This window comes from Paenibacillus sp. 7523-1, from assembly GCF_002276415.1.
GTDB lineage: Bacteria > Bacillota > Bacilli > Paenibacillales > Paenibacillaceae > Paenibacillus > Paenibacillus illinoisensis_A.
This window is the reverse complement of record NZ_NPBR01000013.1, coordinates 103,369-122,025: the sequence shown is the minus strand read 5'-3', so window position 1 is coordinate 122,025 and position 18,657 is coordinate 103,369. Positions and strand designations below refer to the sequence as shown.

Here is an 18,657-nt window from a genome sequence, read left to right as displayed (position 1 = left end):
AGGAACAATATAATGGATATGGGACTTCGGGGTAAAAAAGCGCTGGTGCTGGCATCCAGTCAGGGACTGGGCAAGGCGGTGGCAGCACAGCTGGCCGCAGAAGGGGCAGACGTGATGCTTGCGAGCAGGAACGAGGAGAAGCTCGCAGCCGTCAAGCAAGAACTGCTGGAACTGGACGGCGGAGGATGCGTTGAATACTGCGTAACGGATGTTACACGCAAGGAAGACATTAACGCATTAATCCATAAGACAGGGGAGCTGTTCGGGCAGATTGATATTCTGGTGAATAACTCTGGCGGTCCTCCTTCGGGAACCTTTGAATCATTGACAGATGAGGATTGGGAACGTGCATTTGAGTTGAATGTGATGAGCTATGTACGTATGATTCGGGGGGCCCTCCCTTATATGAAGACCAACGGCGGACATATTGTGAATATTGCCTCAACTTCGGTAAAACAGCCCATTCCGGGGCTGATTCTGTCCAACACGTTCCGCACGGGTGTCTTTGGTCTGGCGAAGACGTTGTCACAGGAGCTTGCCCCTTATGGGATTCTGATCAATACGGTGGCACCCGGACGAATCGGAACAGATCGGATACGTGAACTCGACACAGCCCGCGCAGAGCAGAATGGAATTAGTGAAGAAGAGGTAGCCGAACAGTTCCGCAAGGAAATCCCTCTGGGACGATACGGTCAGCCTGAAGAGTTCGCCAAAGCCGTTGTGTTCCTGTTATCCGGGGCCAATACTTACATTACTGGCACTTCGCTAGTGGTGGATGGCGGGATGGTACGAGCTCTCTAAGATGGAAAGGTAATTTGTATGAAGAGTTCCGGTTATATATAGGAACGATGTAGAACCCTCTGTCACACCATAGGTGAAGACAGAGGGTTTTTGATCAAAAACATGTAGAATCATGCAAACGAGCTGGCACGATCCATCAGGCTTGATCCGTGCTGTTCGTGCTGGTGGATTCGTCTGAGCTGCCCGAATCGGATTCAGTTCCTGATGCCTCGCCACGCTTGCCTCTGGAACCTTGTCGTGCTTCCGGCAATACGCCGTTTACCAAGTCCGTGACCCGTTCGTTCAGGCCGGCTATCCGTTTGTCATACTGGCTTTGTGTAATATTCCCGTCAGACAGCTGCTGCTGCAGGTCGCTCTTCCCGGCAGCGACTAGCTTGTCGACTACAGTCTGCGCGTCCACATGATTGCTGGCAGCAATCTCGGCAATCGTGCTGCCTGCCTTGCGGGCTTCCTTCAGCTCGTCTGCTGTCACGCCGAGGGCGGAGACCAGTTCATCGGTGTATCGGCCATGCCCGGCTCCCTTGTTAACATTTATGGATTTTGATGATTTTGATGTATGTGAATTCGTTGCGGGGCTGGCATTTTTCTTCTGAGCGGAAGTGCCTGCAGCAGGATCAGCACTCGCGGTGGTGTTTGCAAACCATCCTCCGCCAAGTGCGATCGTCAAAGCCATCGTGCTGGTAATCATCATGGTTCTTGATGTTCTGCTTCTCTTCATCAGCGATCATCCTCTTTCTCAGTATAGTTGTGTATGGTATGGGCCAAGAACCCACAACGTTATCTTAGGCATCCAGGATGAAGAGAGGCTGAAAATGACCTTAAGGGGCAGTAAAAGTTGAATTTGTCGGCCCAATCCAAAATGCCCCTTACCTGCATGAAGGTAGCTTCGTGCAGGTAGGGGCATTCCATGTTGTATCCATATGTATGCGGGTTAGCGTAAAAGCTCCCATTCATGCTGCAGCATGCCGTACACGGCATGATTGACGTATCCCTTAGGCAGTTTCTCTGCCTGACGAATAACGCCTTCCAGGACAAATCCAAGACGCTCAGGGATGGCGCGGCTGCGCTTGTTGTTCGTTGCTGAACGAATCTCGACCCGGTTCAGGTCCAGGGTGACCAGAGCATAATCGACCAGAACACGACAAGCGCTGGTCATGAGTCCCTGTCCTTCAAAGCCCTTGCCAAGCCAGTATCCAATGCTTACCGAACGATTGGTCCAGTTAATCTCGTGGAATCCGATAATGCCAGCGAGCTCGCCCTTCAGCCATACACCTGCGGTGAAGCCTCCGTTCTCGGCAGCCTGCTTCAGTGCGTTATTAATGAAACTTGAGGTATGTTCAATTTCGGTGACATGGTCCACCCATGGAAGCCAGTGCCTCAATTGATCGCGGGAACGATCCGTAAGTTCAAACAGCGGCTTCGTGTGCTCTATAGAGAGTGGACGGAGTTCGGTATATTCATCCAATGAATAGGTAAACATGAGTGCAACCTTCTTTCTTTATAAGTAGTGGTTTAGCGGGAAGCAGAGGGCAGTTTGCGCTCCAAAGCAAACAGATCTTCTTCCATGGAGGCCATGCGTTGATTCACAGTGGTGCGAGCATCACCGAGAGCCTGATTATATATGTAGGGAGCGAGCTTCGTCATAAACAGATCGAGCACCCCCCAAGCGGCCAGGTCGCCAAGTTCTTCGCCGCGTTCCTCTTGGAAATACGACTGGATCGTGCGAATGGCTTCATCCTGCTGTTCTTTGGTCAGTTTCAGCGTGTTCAAGTGGGAATCCCTCCCTATATTTTGTTTTTACTATCATGCTACATGATTCGTGCGAACCCGTCAAAATGGTTTTTGGCCTATCTTGTATACAGGCAATCCGGACTTTGGTGCCGTTCTTTATTGAACTCGTCCCTCGTTAAAGGTATATTTAGATGAAACACTTTGTAATTTCTGAAAGCTCCAATCAATTCATGAAAGGTTTGATACCTGTGGACAATCGTACAACCCCTCCTAACTTTATCAAAAATATTATTACCGAAGATCTCCGGTCAGGAAAAGTCCAGGAAGTCATTACCCGTTTTCCTCCGGAACCGAACGGTTATCTGCATATTGGCCATGCCAAGGCCATCTGGATCAACTTCACGCTGGGCGCTGAATTTGGCGGCAAGACGAACCTGCGTTTTGACGACACAAACCCGGTGAAGGAAGATGTGGAATACGTACAATCCATTCAGGAGGATGTCAAATGGCTCGGCTTTGAGTGGAACGAAAAACGTTTTGCCTCCGACTATTTTGACGAGATGTACAATCGTGCTGTCCTGCTGATCCAAAAAGGAAAGGCCTACGTCGATGACCAAAGCGCCGATGAAATTCGGGAAATGCGCGGCACACTGACCGAACCGGGCAAGAACAGTCCGTATCGTGATCGTACTGTCGAAGAGAACCTGGATCTGTTCGCACGGATGCGCGCAGGCGAGTTCCAAAATGGAGAAAAAGTGCTTCGTGCGAAGATCGATATGGCTTCACCTAATATTAACTTGCGTGATCCGGTCATCTACCGTATCGCTCATGCACACCATCACAACACTGGGGACAAATGGTGTATCTATCCGATGTATGCCTTTGCTCATCCGCTGGAAGATGCCATTGAAGGTGTGACACATTCCCTCTGTTCCCTGGAATTCGAAGATCAACGACCATTCTATGACTGGGTAATCGCTGAATGTGAGATGGAGAGTCAGCCGCATCAGTATGAATTCGGTCGCCTGAACCTGTCCCAGATGGTAACGAGCAAACGGAAACTGAAATTGCTTGTGGACGAAGGACATGTGGATGGATGGGACGATCCGCGCATGCCAACGATTTCAGGTCTCCGTCGCCGGGGTTACACACCGGAAGCGATTCGTGATTTTGTATTCGAGACAGGTATTTCGAAAAGTCAGGGCGTTATTGACCTGCAAACGTTGGAACACTTTGTCCGTGAGGATCTGAAGCTGAAAGCTCCGCGCACCATGGCCGTTCTGCACCCGCTGAAAGTAGTCATCACCAACTACCCTGAAGGGGAAGTGGAGTGGCTGGAAGCAGAGAACAATGTGGAAAATCCGGAGATGGGCAGTCGTAAAATTCCATTCTCCCGCGAGATTTACATTGAGCAAGATGACTTCATGGAGAATCCGCCGAACAAGTACTTCCGTCTGTTCCCTGGTAATGAGGTTCGATTGAAACATGCGTACTTCATCAAATGTAATGATGTGATCAAGGACGCTGAAGGCAATGTGACCGAGATTCATTGTACCTATGATGTGGAGACGAAGAGCGGCAGTGGCTTCACAGGCCGTAAAGTTAAAGGTACGATTCACTGGGTAGAAGCGACTCAAGCGGTACCTGCTGAATTCCGTCTGTATGAGCCATTGATCTTGGCAGAAGCACCGGATGCTGATGTAGAACCGGAAGTAGCCGGAGCTGAGATCGTGGAAGAGCAACCGGAAAAAACATTCCTGGATCAATTGAATCCGAATTCCCTTGAGATTGTTCACGGGTATGTGGAGCAAGAGATGCAGGAGGCGAAAGCACAGGATAAATTCCAGTTCTTCCGCCATGGTTACTTCAGTGTGGATCCGAAGCATTCGGAGCCAGGCCGCCCTGTATTCAACCGGGTCGTATCGCTGAAAAGCTCGTTCCAACTGCCGAAGGCATAAGATACATGAAATAAAACAAAGGGCGTCTCCGCGCAATAGCTGCGTGGAGACGCCCTTTTTCTTACTTCCCTTTTTCCATAATCTTTTGTTTTCTTATTTTGAAGTTTTTATATACACCATAACGGAGAGGACAGAATAAAGCTGGAGAAGCGAAGCGTTCGCTGCAAGCTTTCTGCAAGAAAGCACTTCGAAAGCATACGTTATCACCGTGATTTTACCCTCTGAAAAAGGGAATCAAATAATCCGGGAATAACAGCGATCGAAGATTGTTCTGTCCACGCAGTGGCCTAGTGTAGCTCCAAAGGTTCAACCTCTGTGAAACAAACCATTATCCGTCCTCATCCATGCTTCCCATTTCAGTCAGCACAATAGGCTGGTAGCCATTTCTGCGATTGATTAGCCACATGACGCCAAAGCCTGCTGCACCAATAAGAGAGAAGAAGACGCCAATGTTATACATGACCTCGGCACCGAAGCTCTGGAATAACCAGCCGCCGAACAAGCCGGCAATGACACCGGATATACCGCCCCAGGCCATCGTATACACAGCTTGGCCAGAGGAACGATAAGGTCTCGGAATAAATAGCATGGTCAGCTGGGTCCCGACATAGAAGTATCCGCCAAACGTAATGGAATGCATCAGCTGGATAAATACAATCTCCAGGGGATTAACGGCCTCGGCCATCAGCTGCCAACGAACGGCGAATAACAGGCTGACGAGCACGAGACTTGCAAGCAGCATGCTCATTTTTCGTTTCAGGAAGCGATCCAGCAGCAGGAACACACCCACTTCAAGAATGGATGAGGTGAAGATGGCCCACCCGACCATCTGTTTGTTTCCGCCCATCTCTGTTATATAGAGGGACATAAATGTACTGTTCATCGCATTAGGAACCGACACCAGTACACCCAGTCCGATAAATGTCATGAAATACGGATTGAACATCACTCTGCCGAAACGGCGGAAGGTCACTACAGGAGTGTCTGACGCAATCGGCTGCCTTGGCAGAAACATGGCAAACGCAAATGCAATGATAATCAAGCAGGCAAACACAATCGAAACACTGCCGACACCCAATCGGTCGATAAGCGGTCCAGCAGCTGCCGCAGTCAGAGCCCAGCCGAGGGAACCCCACAGCCGGAATGTACCGAATTTCTGCGTGGTCCCATCGATATACCCGAGAATAAGACTGTTGGTTTGGGCAAACAATGGACTTTGGAAGAAATAAAAGAAAATCATGGCTCCATAGATCCAGGCATAGGTCGGCGCATGAAAGACCGCTTGGGCCAGCACGAAGGTGCCCCCCATCATCATCATCAGGATGATGCGAATATTGCGGGACTTGTCGCTCCAGAAGCCCCAGAACGGATTGGCAAATAAAGAGACAAAGGGGCCGATGGCCATCAGACTGCCGATTTCCAGCTTGGTCATGCCGATCTCCTGCAGATACAATTGGAGGAAGCCAGCGAAGATGGAGATGGCTCCATATATGAAAAAGTTATATAGCTTCAGCGAAACCAAAGAGGGATTGCCTCTTCCGGGTGCATATCTGTCCAAATAGAGCCATTCCTTTCAGAATCAATATTCTACAATGTATCATTTGTTGAAAGGGGATTCAATGTATAGAATAAGTTTATTATATGAGAGCCGGAAGGGGTGATAACCGTGGACATGAAGGAATGGACTGGCATTATACTGGCAGGGGGCTTATCCAGCCGGATGGGTTCCAACAAGGCACTGCTGACTCTGGATGGCTCCATTGTGCTGGAGCATGTGGCTTCGGCTATAGCTCCTGCAGTATCCCGTGTCATCGTTGCTGCCGGACCCAATGTGGGTGCTTATCAAGCGCTAGGTTATACGTGTGTTGAGGATGGTTACCCTGGAAAGGGACCGCTGGCCGGCCTGCATGCCGCACTTGAAGCATCGGAGACCGAGTGGAATCTGGTCTGTGCCTGCGACATGCCTTTGGTCCAGCCCTCCTTATTTACCACATTGCAACGGTTAGCCGCATCGGACAAGACACATCGGGCGATCGTGCCGCGTCTGGAAGGACGGGTCCATCCACTGGTAGGCATTTATCATATTGATGTACTTCCCAGCCTCGAACAGTGCCTGATCGAAGACCGATTGCGGGTCACTCGCTGGCTGGATGAGGTTGGGTGCCGGTATGTGGAAGCAGAGGATCTGGAAAGAGCAGGGGTCCAGGATGCAGCAGCACAGTTAATCAATATGAACACCATGCAGGATTATCGGAACCTGGTGGGCAACCTTCCGCCGAGCATGTGAATCGATCATCATATTTCAGCATGCAGCCCATGTCTCATGTAGATTTTGTAGCATCCTTACTCTAATTCAACAGGCCAACCATGGTGTCTCTGGCTGACATCGAAAGATGTCTCCTGCAGGGTATTCCGATATTGAAGCGGACTCTGGCCTGTCCAGCGTTTGAATTGCCTGCTGAAGTGGGATAGGTGGGTATAGCCCAGCTTCCATGCAATTTGTCCGAGAGAGAGTTCCGGTTGTTCAATCATGAACTTGGCCTCCTGCAGCTTCAGACTCGACAGATAGGCTCGTGGAGATTGCCCGTATACTTTGCGAAAGATCTGCAGGCCGTACCCTGGGCTGATGCCAAAGGAGGATATGATCTGTTCCACTTTCACGGTGGAAGCATGGCCTTCCTTGCTTCGAAGCTGTGCGTAAAAGGCTTGTTTGATGGCCTCTGCGATGGCCCCTGCGTAGTGCATTGCAGAGGGTGCCGGAGTATTCGGCCCATCACCGGATAGGACAGGTAGCGGTTCCTGGTCGGTTGCCTGGGACAGGAGAGCGAACAGTTCGAACATGCGCGCTTGCATGACAAATTTGTCCGTAGATGTGTAGGGCTCAGATGTTTTGATCATGCCCATCCAGTTCTCCAATACAGCACGCATCTGGAGATTGTGCTCTGTACCCGCCTCATAGATACCACTATGCCGTGACATCAGCTTGAGGGTGAAGACCGGATCGTCCACATGGAAATGGGCGCTGAAATACGTCATGCCCTCTGCGGAAACACATTGATTGGTATGTTTGAATCCCGGGGGAATCAACAGAATATCTCCCTCTTCAACAGTATAGGTGTAACCATGAATTATACTTGCCTGGGTCCCTTTTAAAATCAGCATGATCTCGAATCCCGGATGGGATTCTTCCGGCATGGTCCAGCCATGGGGTACCTGCTGGCTGTGTGCGCCAAAAAACTTGATGTTACAGTCAATGATGGGCAACCAGTGGGCCAGCGGATGATGTGGCATTTCTCTTAACTGTGATCGGATATCCATATACATTCACCTCGGAAAAGGGTAAAAATATCTCGTTTTGTGCAATCGGCACCTTGAGTATACTTCATTATAATCGGTTTAACCAAGCAGGTCGTTTCCAATAACAGTACACTTGAATGGACAATGATGTAAACGCTAACATTTGTGGAATTGAACTATAGCTTGAATCACATTTGAGTTCAGTGCAGAGAAGGAGATATGAAGATGAACAAGTTGTTATACGGAGTAGCCTACTACGATGAATATATGCCCTATGAAAGATTGGACAAGGATATTCAGATGATGAAGGATGCGGGGATTAATGTTGTGCGTATCGCCGAATCGACCTGGAGTACGCATGAGCCGCAAAATGGCGTATTTGATTTTTCCTCCGTGGATCGTGTACTGGATGCCATGCATGATGCGGGAATTCAGGTTATCGTTGGCACACCAACGTATGCTGTTCCCACCTGGATGGTCAAGGAACATCCGGATGTTTTGGCAACTACCGTACAGGGACCAGGGAAATACGGTGCACGCCAGATTATGGATATTACACATCCAACCTATCTGTTTTATGCTGAACGCATTATCCGCAGGCTCATCTCCCGGGTTAGCACACATCCCGCTGTAATTGGCTATCAGACCGATAATGAAACGAAGCATTACAATACAGCCGGAGATAATGTACAACTGCAATTCGTCAAATATATGCGGAACAAGTTCAGCTCACTGGATGAGCTAAACAAGGAATTTGGTCTCGATTATTGGAGCAACCGCATCAATAGCTGGGAGGACTTCCCTTCGGTTGTGGGGACGATCAATGGCAGCCTCGGCGCCGAATTTGCCAAATTTCAGCGGCTGCTCGTAACAAACTTTCTCGCGTGGCAAGTCGGGATCGTGAACGAATACAAACAGGCTGGCCAGTTTGTCACCCAGAACTTTGACTTTGATTGGCGCGGATATTCGTACGGCATTCAGGGAGATGTGGATCATTTTGCCGCATCCAAACCTTTTGACATCACGAGTGTGGATATCTACCATCCTTCCCAGGATGATCTGACAGGCATTGAGATTTCATTCGGCGGTGACGTGGCGCGTTCAACTAAGCAATCGAACTATCTCGTACTGGAGACTGAAGCGCAGGCATTCTGGCACTGGGTTCCCTATCCGGGACAGCTCCGTTTGCAGGCGTTCAGCCATCTGGCTTCCGGAGCGAACATGGTCGCTTACTGGCACTGGCATTCGTTACACAACTCATTCGAAACCTACTGGAAAGGCCTGCTGAGTCACGATTTTGAACCGAACCCGGTTTATGATGAGGCCAAAACGATTGGGAGCGATTTTGCAAGACTAAGCCCGCAGCTCGTTAATTTGAAAAAAACGAACCGAGTTGCCGTATTGTTCAGCAATGAGGCTCTGACGTCAATCAAGTGGTTTGGATTTAATTTTACCAGTGACAAAAACTACAACGACGTGGTGCGCTGGATGTATGACGAATTGTACAAGATGAACATTGGCTGTGATCTGATCGATCCGTCAGTTGAAAGTTATAAAGGCTATGATGTCATTGTTGTACCGGCATTGTATGCGGCTTCGGATGCATTGCTGGAGAGGTTGAACCAATTTGCCCAGGACGGCGGGCATGTGGTGTATTCCTTCAAAAGCGGATTCGCCAACGAACATATCAAGGTACGCTCTACCCGCCAACCAGGGATTATTAGCGAAGCTTGTGGCATCAGTTACAATCTTTTCGTAGAACCGAAAAAGGTTAGCCTCCGTGATGATCCATTCCAGGTTGGGGAGGAGCAGAACCAGGTTCATACCTGGATGGAACTGATTACACCGACCACAGCAGACGTGCTCGCCTGGTATGAACATCCTCATTGGGGCAAATATGCAGCGATCACCGAGAATGTCTATGGCAAAGGCAAGGTAACCTATGTGGGCTGCTATACCAGTTCAGCCGTGATCCGCAAGGTGCTGGAGCGTGTTATGAAAGAAGCCGGAATATGGGGAGCCGACCAGGAACTTGCCTTCCCACTCATCGTGAAGACAGGTATGAATGATCAGGGGAATACGATTCGCTACTACTTCAACTACTCCGATCAGGCGGTCACATTCGTGAACCCGCATGGAAAAGGGATGGAGCTTCTGTCCGGGGCAGTGGTGGCCGGAGAACAGAGCATCGAACTGGAACCTTGGGGAATACGAATCATTGAGCAATAATGGGAAATCATAAATGAATTGACAACCCTTACTCCAATGATATAAAAAGGATACCAAGATCAAAGCGCCCTTGCAGCTTATGCCAGGGCGTTTGTCTTATTTAAAGCCTGGGAGTGGATGTATCATGTTTACCGACTTCTACCGGAAGCTTACAGATCCGTTCAAACGCAGCATTCGCAATAAGCTGATTCTGACGATGACCTTGTTGGCGGTTCTGCCGGTCATTGCCATGACCGCGATGGCAGCTGAGAATGCCCGATCTTCCATGGAGGAGGAAATTATGCAAACCAATCGGGCCAACATGAACTGGGCCTCGGTGTATTTGGGAGAACAGTTTGCCCGGATGAACAATATTATCTATTCCATTCAGATCAGTGATGAGCTTCATCAGTATTTGGCGCTGAACATGGAAGCACCGGCTGCCAGCCGGTTTGATGAACAGAAGGCCGTATTCAACATGCTGAACAGCGTATATTATTCAGCTGGCAATTACGTATTTGGTGTCGAGCTTTACCTGAAGGAATTGGACACGCTGTTCACATTCAATTCGATGGAAAGCCGGATCCGAACGGTCAACGATGTTCCGGCTGGCTATCATGAACTTTTCGATCAGCATAAGGACTTCACCATTATCAATGATTCTAACGATTCGGAGAAATTCCATATGACCCGCAGTATGAATCGCTTTGAAGATCAGGCGCAGATTGGGGCGATCAGTCTGGAGATCAAGTGGGCCGAATTCGATCAGACGCTGGAGCTACTGGACAGCCGGGGCGAGTACTCGGCTTACATTGCTGATGGGACGGGCCATCCTGTCTATCAGCCGAACAAGGAGATACAACCATCGGCAGAAGCGTTGGAGAAGCTTGCACAGACGAATAATAACTCCGGTTTCATTCGGACTGCGAAGGAATATGTATTCTACCATTCGATAGATCCGTCCGGGTTGCGTCTAATCAAAGTTGTCCCTGACCATGTCATTAATGAAAGTGCGCTGGCAACAATGAAGTATGGACTTGTGGTTGGCGGATTGGCTACGCTGATTTCCATAGGATTGGCAGCATTCCTTGCATGGCAAACGTCGAAGCCCATCGTGAGACTGGCGAATTCCATGAAGGGCATCCAGCTGATCAAGGATAAGGAATTGGTGCGCAGTGGACGGGTCGATGAGATTGGCTTGCTTGAGAAAAATCTGCACGGGATGGCAAGCCGGATCAGAGAGCATATCCGTGAAAATTACCATATGAATCTAGAAAAACGTACAGCAGAGCTCAAGGCTCTGCAATCACAGATTCACCCGCATTTTCTGCAAAATACGCTGCAGATGATTGGTGGCATGGTGTACTCCCAAAAACCCGCGGACAGTTATCGGGTTATTCGTGCCCTCAGCGAAATGTTCCGCTACATTGTACGTGCACCAGATGGTCTGGTACCGCTGCAGGCTGAACTCGATCAGCTTGAACATTACATGTTGATCCAGAAGCAGCGTTTTGCCAGCAGGTTAGAATATACCTTGGACGTCGATGAAGGCCTGGGGAATTGTTACATTCCCAAATTATCGTTGCAACCGATCGTGGAGAATGCATTTGTACATGGGCTGGAGAAGAAGCAGGGTGAGTGGAGGCTTGAAATCGAAGTTACCCGCGAGGACGAGCAAGTCATCATTTGCATTCGTGACAACGGAGTTGGCATGGATGCGGGCACGCTGGCAGAGATTCAATCGAGGTTGTCCCGGCTGTCAAGGCAAGGAGACAGGGTATGGAATTCAGGCACCAGCATCGGACTGATCAATGCAGCATCGCGAATCGTGATGCACTTTGGGCCTGCATACGGCATGAAGATGGAGAGTGGAGAAGGCCAGGGAACAAGGGTTACGGTTGTCATTCCCTGCGACACAGGAGGCGAAACTGGGTGAACAAGGAACATTACAGAGTGTTATTGGTGGACGATGAGCCGTGGAATCGGGATATACTGCGCAGTCTCGGCGAATGGGAGACGCTCGGCATGACTGTAGCAGGAGAGGCGGAGGATGGCGAAGAGGCCATTCGCTTGATTGAACAGCATCAGCCCCATATTATCATTACGGACATGCGAATGCCGGGTATAGATGGTGTGGAGTTGCTGCAGACATTAAGCGGGCAGTTTCCGCACATCAAGGTGGTTGTGGTCAGTGGATATGATGATTTCAATTATGCCAAACATGCGATTCGCCATCGTGCCACGGATTATCTGCTGAAGCCAGTGAATCCGGATGAATTGAATGCGGTTCTTGCCAAATGTAAAAGGGAATTGGAAAAGGCTGAATCTGGGCCGGAGTTCTGGGAACCTTACCCAGCCGCCTTTTCCGGAGAGTTTGCACTGTTCCAGCAGCAGGTACGCCTGCGTTTCAATGATCTGAATGTACAAGGGCTGCGTGAATTGTTCCAGCAGTTGGAGCACAGGTTGGAGATCAACCTAATTCAGAGGCCCCAGCAGCTTGGACGGATAGCATATGAATTGCAGACACTAATGGGTGAGCTGTGTGTTTCCAATGGGCTGTGTGACCAGCCTTCTGCGGCCGTGCTGCCGCCTTCTGTCTCACTGGCATCCATATCTTCGGCTGTGGACTGGGTATCTGCGCCGTATTACCAGGCTTTGGAGCAATTGATTGCCCAGCGCAAGTTCAAAAACAAGCTGAATCTGGATGAGGTGAAGCATCACATTGAGCACCATTGCATGGAGCTGATTACGCTGGAGCAGCTGGCTCAGATCTTTTTTGTCAGCAAGGAGTATTTGAGCAAGATGTTCAAGAAAGAATACGGCTTGACCGTGACGGACTACGTTGTACAGCTGCGCATGACCAGAGCCAGGGAATGGGTGCTGGACGAGCAGATTCCATTCAAGCATATTGCAGAGATGGCAGGCTATGAGGATGTATCTTATTTTTACCGGGTATTCAAGAAGCATTTCGGAATTTCGCCTGGGGAGATGAGGAAAGGAGAGGCTGGTCTGCAGAATCCAAGGTTGGATTAAGGTTTAAAATAATCCAATAAACGAGTCTAATTTTATCCAATGAAGCGCTTTCATTTCGTGAGATATAATGGGCCTATGAAAGACAAACCAGCCACACCGGGAGGTCATAAGAGATGAAAGTATGGAAAAGCGTAGCAAGTGCGGTACTGGTGAGTGTGTTGCTCGCAGGCTGCGGTTCTAATGCAGGTACGGATGGTTCGGCAGAAGGGTCTGCATCAGGCAGCACCGTGTCACTCAAGGTTTTCATAGCACAGCCGCGGCTGAAAGAACATTACGATAAATATATAGAACAGTTCAAAGCCAAGGAGAAAGCCGAGAAAAACATCGAGGTTAACGTACAACTGGAGATGCCGCCAGCGGATAATGCACCGCAGATTCTGAAGACAAGGCTGGCCTCCAATGATGCTCCGGATGTGTTCGCGCTTCATGCCGTGAACGAAATCCCGCCATTCAGCAAAGCGGGCTACCTGGAGGATCTGTCCGATCAGCCTTTTGTGGACAAATTACTCGATTCCGTTAAACCATCCGTTATGGATGCGGAAGGCAAAGTCGTGGCCGTCCCTATGGAAACGTTATCATGGGGTTACCTCTATAACAAGGATATTTTCGAGGAGCAGGGACTGGAGGTACCAACGACATTAACGGAAATGAAAGCAGTCGTGGAAAAACTCAAATCGGCGGGAATTACACCATTTGAACTGTCCTACAAGGAGGCTTGGATCCCGCAGCTCTTCCTGCCGCTTACCGTGGGTGCACTGACACAATCGGAGCACAAGGACTTCATCGATAAGATGAATCAGGATCAGGGATCATTTGCGGATATGAAAGCATTGTTCGATGTCTTCGATCTCGTGAATGCTAATGGTACGGATAAAGCACTGGAAGTAGGCGGAGACGATGGATCAGCAGCTTTTGCAACAAGCAAAGCAGCCATGTGGATTCAGGGGCCGTGGTTCGCGGAGACCATCCTGAAGTCCAATCCGGAAATAAACTTTGGCGTGGCTCCACTGCCAATCAATGATAACCCGGATGATACGAAAATCAACCTGAGCACCTCCACGTCACTGGCGGTATCCTCTTCAAGCAAAAACAAGGAAGTTGCACTCGACTTTGTAAACTATATTCTCGATGATAAGGACTCAAGTGCATTCTACGAAGCCCTGAAATTCAATCCGGTAGCGAAGATTCATGACTTCAAAAGCTTCCCATGGGTAGATGATGCATTGAAGTATGTCAATGAAGGCAAAGCCTATCAGGATCCTTCGATTCCTCAAGCTGTTAAGGATGAGTCAGGCAAAGCACTGCAAGGTTACTATTCCGGTCAACTGGATCAACAGCAGGTTATCGATGCGCTCGACAAGGCGTGGAAATCCTACAACAAAGTCAACAAGTAGGCAGATGAAACGGCTGGCAGAACGGTCTTCGTTCCCCCGTTTACACGAGTCTGCTTATAGTGAAGAGGGGGAGAACCTATGGCTACGAATGTATTCAAAAAGTATCTGTCACTGCTCGCGTTCACTGCGCCTGCCTTTGTCATCTATGCGATTTTCCTGCTGTACCCCACGTTTAGCGGCATGTTCTACAGCTTGACGGACTGGAACGGCTTGAATCAGGATTACAGCTTTATTGGACTTGGAAATTTTGTTGAATTGTTCAAGGAGGATCCCGATTTCCTGAATTCCCTTTGGTTCACACTCAAGTACGTGGTGTTTATGCTGATTCTGCAAAATGGGATTGCCTTGCTGCTCGCCGTGTTCATCGAGACACGGACGCGCAGCAAGGGGCTCTTCCGGACTCTGTTCTTCATGCCGAACATGATCAGTACAATCATCAGTGCCTTCATGTGGACGTTCATTTTCTCTCAAGTTCTGCCACAGCTGGCCGAGAAACTGGCCTTCACGTTTTTGGATCAGCAATGGCTAGGGGATCCGAAGTTTTCATTTTACTCGATCCTGACTGTATCACTCTGGAACGGTGTAGGGTACATGATGATTATATATCTGGCTGCCCTGCAAGGCGTGCCGAAGAGCCTTAAGGAAGCGGCTGTTATTGACGGAGCCAACGCTTTTCAGGTGCTTCGCAATGTGGTGCTGCCGATGATCACCCACGCTGTTACCATCTGTTTCTTCCTGACGCTGAACGGTGCATTCAAGGTGTTTGAAGTGGTGTATGGTCTGACAGGTGGCGGTCCGGGCAGAGCCACGCAAGTCATCACTATGAATATCTATGAAGAAGCCTTCTCCAACAACTTCAGATACGGCTATGCCAGTGCCAAATCAGTTGTACTGTTTATTATCGTGCTCATCTTCACACTCATCCAGATCACCGTCATGAAGAAGAAAGAGGTGGAAGCATGAGGATGCAACGATTAAACAGCTACCTGATCCGACTGCTGCTCGTGCTGGGTTCCCTCGTGGCCATGCTGCCAATCTACATGGCTGTCGTAAACTCGTTCAAAACACAGGGTGAGATGTTCCAGTCGTTTATTGCACTGCCGACAACGCTTCATTGGGAGAATTACTCCGATGCGTTTAACAAAATCAATCTGCTGGGCAGCTCGATGAATTCAGCGATTGTATCCTTCCTGGGTATTGGCGGCATTGTGTTCTGCGCTTCGCTGGCCGGATACAAGCTGTCCCGTACTGCAGGAAGACTGAGCAACCTGATTTTCTTCCTGTTCGTGGCTTCGATGCTGGTGCCTTTTCATTCCATCATGATTCCGCTCACCCGGGTTGCCAAAGGAATGGCGGTACAGGGAAGCACATACGGACTCGCACTGATCTATATTGGGCTTGGTGTCAATATGGCAATCTTCCTCTATCACGGGTTTGTGAAGTCTATTCCGCGTGAATTGGAAGAATCAGCACAGATGGATGGATGCAATGAGGTGCAGACCTTTTTCCAGATTATTTTTCCGCTGCTGCTGCCGATTACGGTTACGATCGCCATTCTGGACTTTCTGTGGATCTGGAATGACTTCTTGCTCCCGCTGCTTATGCTGACTGATGTGAATCGCTACACGCTGATTCTCTCCACCAATATGCTGTTTGGCGAATATAACAAGGAATGGCCGCTGATTCTGTCATCCCTGGTGCTCACTGCCATTCCGGTTGTTGTGATCTATGCCTTCTTCCAAAAGTTCATTATGGAGGGCATTGCAGAAGGCGCAGTTAAGGGATAACAGGTGAAAAACCGCTTTGAGCTGAAGGATGTCCTCCTTCCAGTACAAGGCGGTTTATTTGTTGTTAACCCAACAGCTTTTTGGCTGCTTTGGCTAACAGCTGCATTCCACGCTCCATCTCTTTTTCCGAAGCATACGCATAGGACAGTCTGAGGTGGTCCGCATCGAGGCGGTCATACAGAAAACCAGGATGAATGAGCACGCCATCCTGGAGGCAGGTATGGAACAGCTGGCGGATCGAAAGGGGGCCGGTAGTGAACTTGAGCCAGATGTAAAAGCCTCCGGCTGGTTTGTTCCACTCTGCAATGCTGTTGAAGTAACGTTCCAGCAGATCCAGCATGAAGTCCCTCCGGCGGCGAAGCTCTGGCCGCAGACACTCCATGTGCCGTGTGTGATATCCCTCTGCAAACCAGAGTGTGGCCGCTTCCTGCGCCAGTGAACTGGTACCATAGTCCGTTTGCATCTTGATGTCTGCCAGGCGGCGAATAACCGGCTCAGGTCCTACCAGCCAGCCCAGACGTAGACCAGGGCTGACAGCCTTGGACAGTGTGCCCATGTGAAGCACACGTCCATCCGTGTCCCTCGCTTTTAACGATAGGGGCGGGGGCATGTCCAGCCACAGGTCCGTGTAGGCAGCATCCTCCAGAATGGACACACCTCCGGCACGGGCTGCAGACATCAACTCGTTTCGGCGAGTATCACTCATGACGGAACCCGTCGGATTGTGAAAACTCGGTATGGTGTAGAGCAGCGGCGAAGGATGTCCCTGATGAGTGCCACTCTCGATCAAATCTTCCAGACGCGGTATGTGTAATCCACCTGCATCCATGGGAACGCCATGCATTTTTAATCCGGCGGATTGAAAGGCATGAATGGAGTAGAGGTAGGAGGGCTTCTCCAGCAGGACAGCCGACCCTCGGGGAAGCAGGCCCACCGATATCAAATGCAGCGCCTGCAGCGAGCCCGAGACAATTAGAATGGCACTGGGAGACGCCTGAATGCCGCAAGTCAGCAAATAGTCAGACAAGGCCTCGCGCAGCTCCAGGCTGCCTTGAGGCTGAAGGTAGTTTAACGTACGGGCACGTTCCGAGAGGGAGCGCAGGATGTCATTGAAGGCCTCTTCCGGCATTAGTTCAGGCGCTAGCTCTCCGGTACCGAGCCGAATGATGCCAGGCTGGAACTCGGCGCGGTTAATGAGCTGTACTTCAGGAAGGTTGGGATAATACCAGCCTTCCTCAATGGCTTCATTCCAGTTGGGCGGCGTCCCGTGGGCAAGTGCATGCCAGCCGGAACCGGAGACATAGGTTCCTCCGCCGCGTCTGCCTTCAATCATGCCGGCAGCGATCAGGTTGTCCAGCGCAGCGACCAGTGTACTGCGGTTGACGCCCATGGACTGAGCCAGTACACGCTGGGAAGGCAGGCGGTAGCCCGCGGTCCACTCTCCGGTCGTTATTTTTTCACGGATATATATTTCAATCTGACGGAATAGAGGCAGGGGGATTGCAGGATCAGGTTTCCAGTCAATGCCCTGTCTTGGATCGGAATGCTTCATACGGAGCTAGCCTCCAGTGGGATAAGATGATTCAGGCATTTATTTGTATACCGAATTTGTACACCAACATTGTATACCGACAACTATATCATTTTGGTTGGTCTCCATGCCATCCAATTGGTTGGTCACACGGAAAGTCATCCCCGCTAATATAGAGACATATACAAGGGGGATGTACAATGAGTGTAATTATTCACGCCGTGGTACTGGCGTTTGGCCTGATCCTGCCACTTGGCGTGCAGAACGTGTTTATTTTTAACCAGGGGATGAGCCAGCGAAGTTTACTGCGTGCACTTCCGGCAGTAGTCACTGCTGGTATTAGCGATACCTTATTAATTGGAGCTGCGGTCGGAGGGGTGTCCCTCATTTTGCTGCAGTGGCCGCTGCTCTCCGGTGTGCTGTATGCAGGCGGCAGTGCATTTCTGCTGTATATGGCATGGAGCATATGGAAATCATCCGGAACCATGAGTGAGTCAGCATCCGCGCTCACTGCAGGACGTCAGATCGCCTTCGCCGCTTCCGTATCCCTGCTTAATCCGCATGCGCTGCTGGATACGGTAGCTGTCATTGGCACCAGCTCACTTCAGTATGAAGGGATGGACCGGATTGCTTTTGCTATCACGGCAGCGGCGGTTTCGTGGATATGGTTCCTTGGACTCGCAAGTGCTGGAAGGTGGATGGGAAGAACAGATACCACTGGCCGAATCAGTCTGGTCTTCAACCGGTTATCGGCAGTGGTGATGATCGTGATGGCCGCCATGATGCTGTGGAAACTGATTTATATGTAGCGCTGCACAGAGCTATTTGGGTTGAAAAATTAGGAACCCCGCACGATAATGTGCGGGGTTCCTGCTGTTACAGGCTGAGTTGCAGCCGCTCACAACATCTGGTCATGC

16 protein-coding genes are annotated in these 18,657 nt (G+C 50.0%); 10 read left to right on the top strand and 6 right to left on the bottom strand.

Features of this window, described 5'->3' with window-relative positions; translation table 11 throughout:
• Nucleotides 1-12: 12 nt before the first annotated feature.
• Nucleotides 13-801, top strand: a complete 789-nt coding sequence (locus tag CHH60_RS15670) for an SDR family oxidoreductase (protein ID WP_095360015.1) — start codon at nt 13-15, stop codon at nt 799-801.
• 136 nt (nt 802-937) lie between these two features.
• Here the strand turns inward: CHH60_RS15670 and CHH60_RS15665 are convergent, their stop codons facing one another.
• The 3 genes from CHH60_RS15665 to CHH60_RS15655 form a co-directional block, all read right to left on the bottom strand.
• On the bottom strand, nt 938-1,519 hold the full coding sequence (locus CHH60_RS15665) for a hypothetical protein (RefSeq protein ID WP_095360014.1): 582 nt from the start codon (nt 1,517-1,519) through the stop codon (nt 938-940).
• Nucleotides 1,520-1,732: 213 nt separating this feature from the next.
• Nucleotides 1,733-2,281 (bottom strand): GNAT family N-acetyltransferase, encoded by a 549-nt coding sequence (locus CHH60_RS15660; RefSeq protein WP_095291130.1) that lies wholly within the window; start codon nt 2,279-2,281, stop codon nt 1,733-1,735.
• 32 nt (nt 2,282-2,313) lie between these two features.
• Nucleotides 2,314-2,571: a DUF2164 domain-containing protein gene (locus tag CHH60_RS15655; protein ID WP_095360013.1), complete on the bottom strand. Its 258-nt coding sequence runs from the start codon at nt 2,569-2,571 to the stop codon at nt 2,314-2,316.
• Between the two features lie 191 nt (nt 2,572-2,762).
• Here CHH60_RS15655 and CHH60_RS15650 point away from each other — a divergent pair, with 191 nt between their 5' ends.
• Entirely contained in the window at nt 2,763-4,490 is a 1,728-nt protein-coding gene (locus CHH60_RS15650) for a glutamine--tRNA ligase/YqeY domain fusion protein (RefSeq protein WP_095360319.1), read from the top strand.
• A 328-nt stretch (nt 4,491-4,818) separates the two neighbouring features.
• On the opposite strand, the gene CHH60_RS15645 is transcribed toward CHH60_RS15650, so the two are convergent.
• On the bottom strand, nt 4,819-6,012 hold the full coding sequence (locus CHH60_RS15645; protein WP_095360012.1) for an MFS transporter: 1,194 nt from the start codon (nt 6,010-6,012) through the stop codon (nt 4,819-4,821).
• 150 nt (nt 6,013-6,162) lie between these two features.
• On the opposite strand from CHH60_RS15645, the gene mobA reads away from it, so the two are divergent.
• On the top strand, nt 6,163-6,777 hold the full coding sequence (mobA, locus tag CHH60_RS15640) for a molybdenum cofactor guanylyltransferase (RefSeq protein ID WP_141236958.1): 615 nt from the start codon (nt 6,163-6,165) through the stop codon (nt 6,775-6,777).
• A gap of 56 nt (nt 6,778-6,833) precedes the next feature.
• Here mobA and CHH60_RS15635 read toward each other — a convergent pair whose 3' ends face one another.
• The gene (locus CHH60_RS15635) at nt 6,834-7,808 is read right to left on the bottom strand and encodes an AraC family transcriptional regulator (protein WP_095360010.1); all 975 of its coding nucleotides are present in this window, start codon (nt 7,806-7,808) and stop codon (nt 6,834-6,836) included.
• Nucleotides 7,809-8,012: 204 nt separating this feature from the next.
• Here CHH60_RS15635 and CHH60_RS15630 point away from each other — a divergent pair, with 204 nt between their 5' ends.
• The 6 genes from CHH60_RS15630 to CHH60_RS15605 all read left to right on the top strand — a co-directional run bounded on the left by CHH60_RS15630 (nt 8,013) and on the right by CHH60_RS15605 (nt 16,209).
• A complete protein-coding gene (locus tag CHH60_RS15630; protein ID WP_095360009.1) occupies nt 8,013-10,016 on the top strand; it encodes a beta-galactosidase in 2,004 nt (667 codons plus the stop codon).
• A gap of 124 nt (nt 10,017-10,140) precedes the next feature.
• Nucleotides 10,141-11,931 (top strand): sensor histidine kinase, encoded by a 1,791-nt coding sequence (locus tag CHH60_RS15625; RefSeq protein WP_095360008.1) that lies wholly within the window; start codon nt 10,141-10,143, stop codon nt 11,929-11,931.
• Nucleotides 11,928-13,028, top strand: coding sequence for a response regulator (locus CHH60_RS15620; RefSeq protein ID WP_095360007.1), 1,101 nt, complete (start codon nt 11,928-11,930; stop codon nt 13,026-13,028). Before CHH60_RS15625 ends, CHH60_RS15620 begins: the two co-directional genes overlap by 4 nt.
• A gap of 113 nt (nt 13,029-13,141) precedes the next feature.
• Complete coding sequence (locus CHH60_RS15615) at nt 13,142-14,422, top strand: ABC transporter substrate-binding protein (protein ID WP_095360006.1); 1,281 nt, start codon at nt 13,142-13,144, stop codon at nt 14,420-14,422.
• Between the two features lie 78 nt (nt 14,423-14,500).
• Entirely contained in the window at nt 14,501-15,385 is an 885-nt protein-coding gene (locus tag CHH60_RS15610) for a carbohydrate ABC transporter permease (RefSeq protein WP_095360005.1), read from the top strand.
• Nucleotides 15,382-16,209, top strand: coding sequence for a carbohydrate ABC transporter permease (locus CHH60_RS15605; RefSeq protein ID WP_095360004.1), 828 nt, complete (start codon nt 15,382-15,384; stop codon nt 16,207-16,209). The genes CHH60_RS15610 and CHH60_RS15605 overlap by 4 nt, the downstream gene beginning before the upstream one ends.
• A gap of 64 nt (nt 16,210-16,273) precedes the next feature.
• Here CHH60_RS15605 and CHH60_RS15600 read toward each other — a convergent pair whose 3' ends face one another.
• Complete coding sequence (locus CHH60_RS15600) at nt 16,274-17,761, bottom strand: aminotransferase-like domain-containing protein (protein ID WP_095360003.1); 1,488 nt, start codon at nt 17,759-17,761, stop codon at nt 16,274-16,276.
• Between the two features lie 179 nt (nt 17,762-17,940).
• Between CHH60_RS15600 and CHH60_RS15595 the strand changes: the two genes are divergently transcribed.
• Nucleotides 17,941-18,549: a LysE/ArgO family amino acid transporter gene (locus CHH60_RS15595; protein ID WP_095360002.1), complete on the top strand. Its 609-nt coding sequence runs from the start codon at nt 17,941-17,943 to the stop codon at nt 18,547-18,549.
• Nucleotides 18,550-18,657 lie beyond the last annotated feature (108 nt).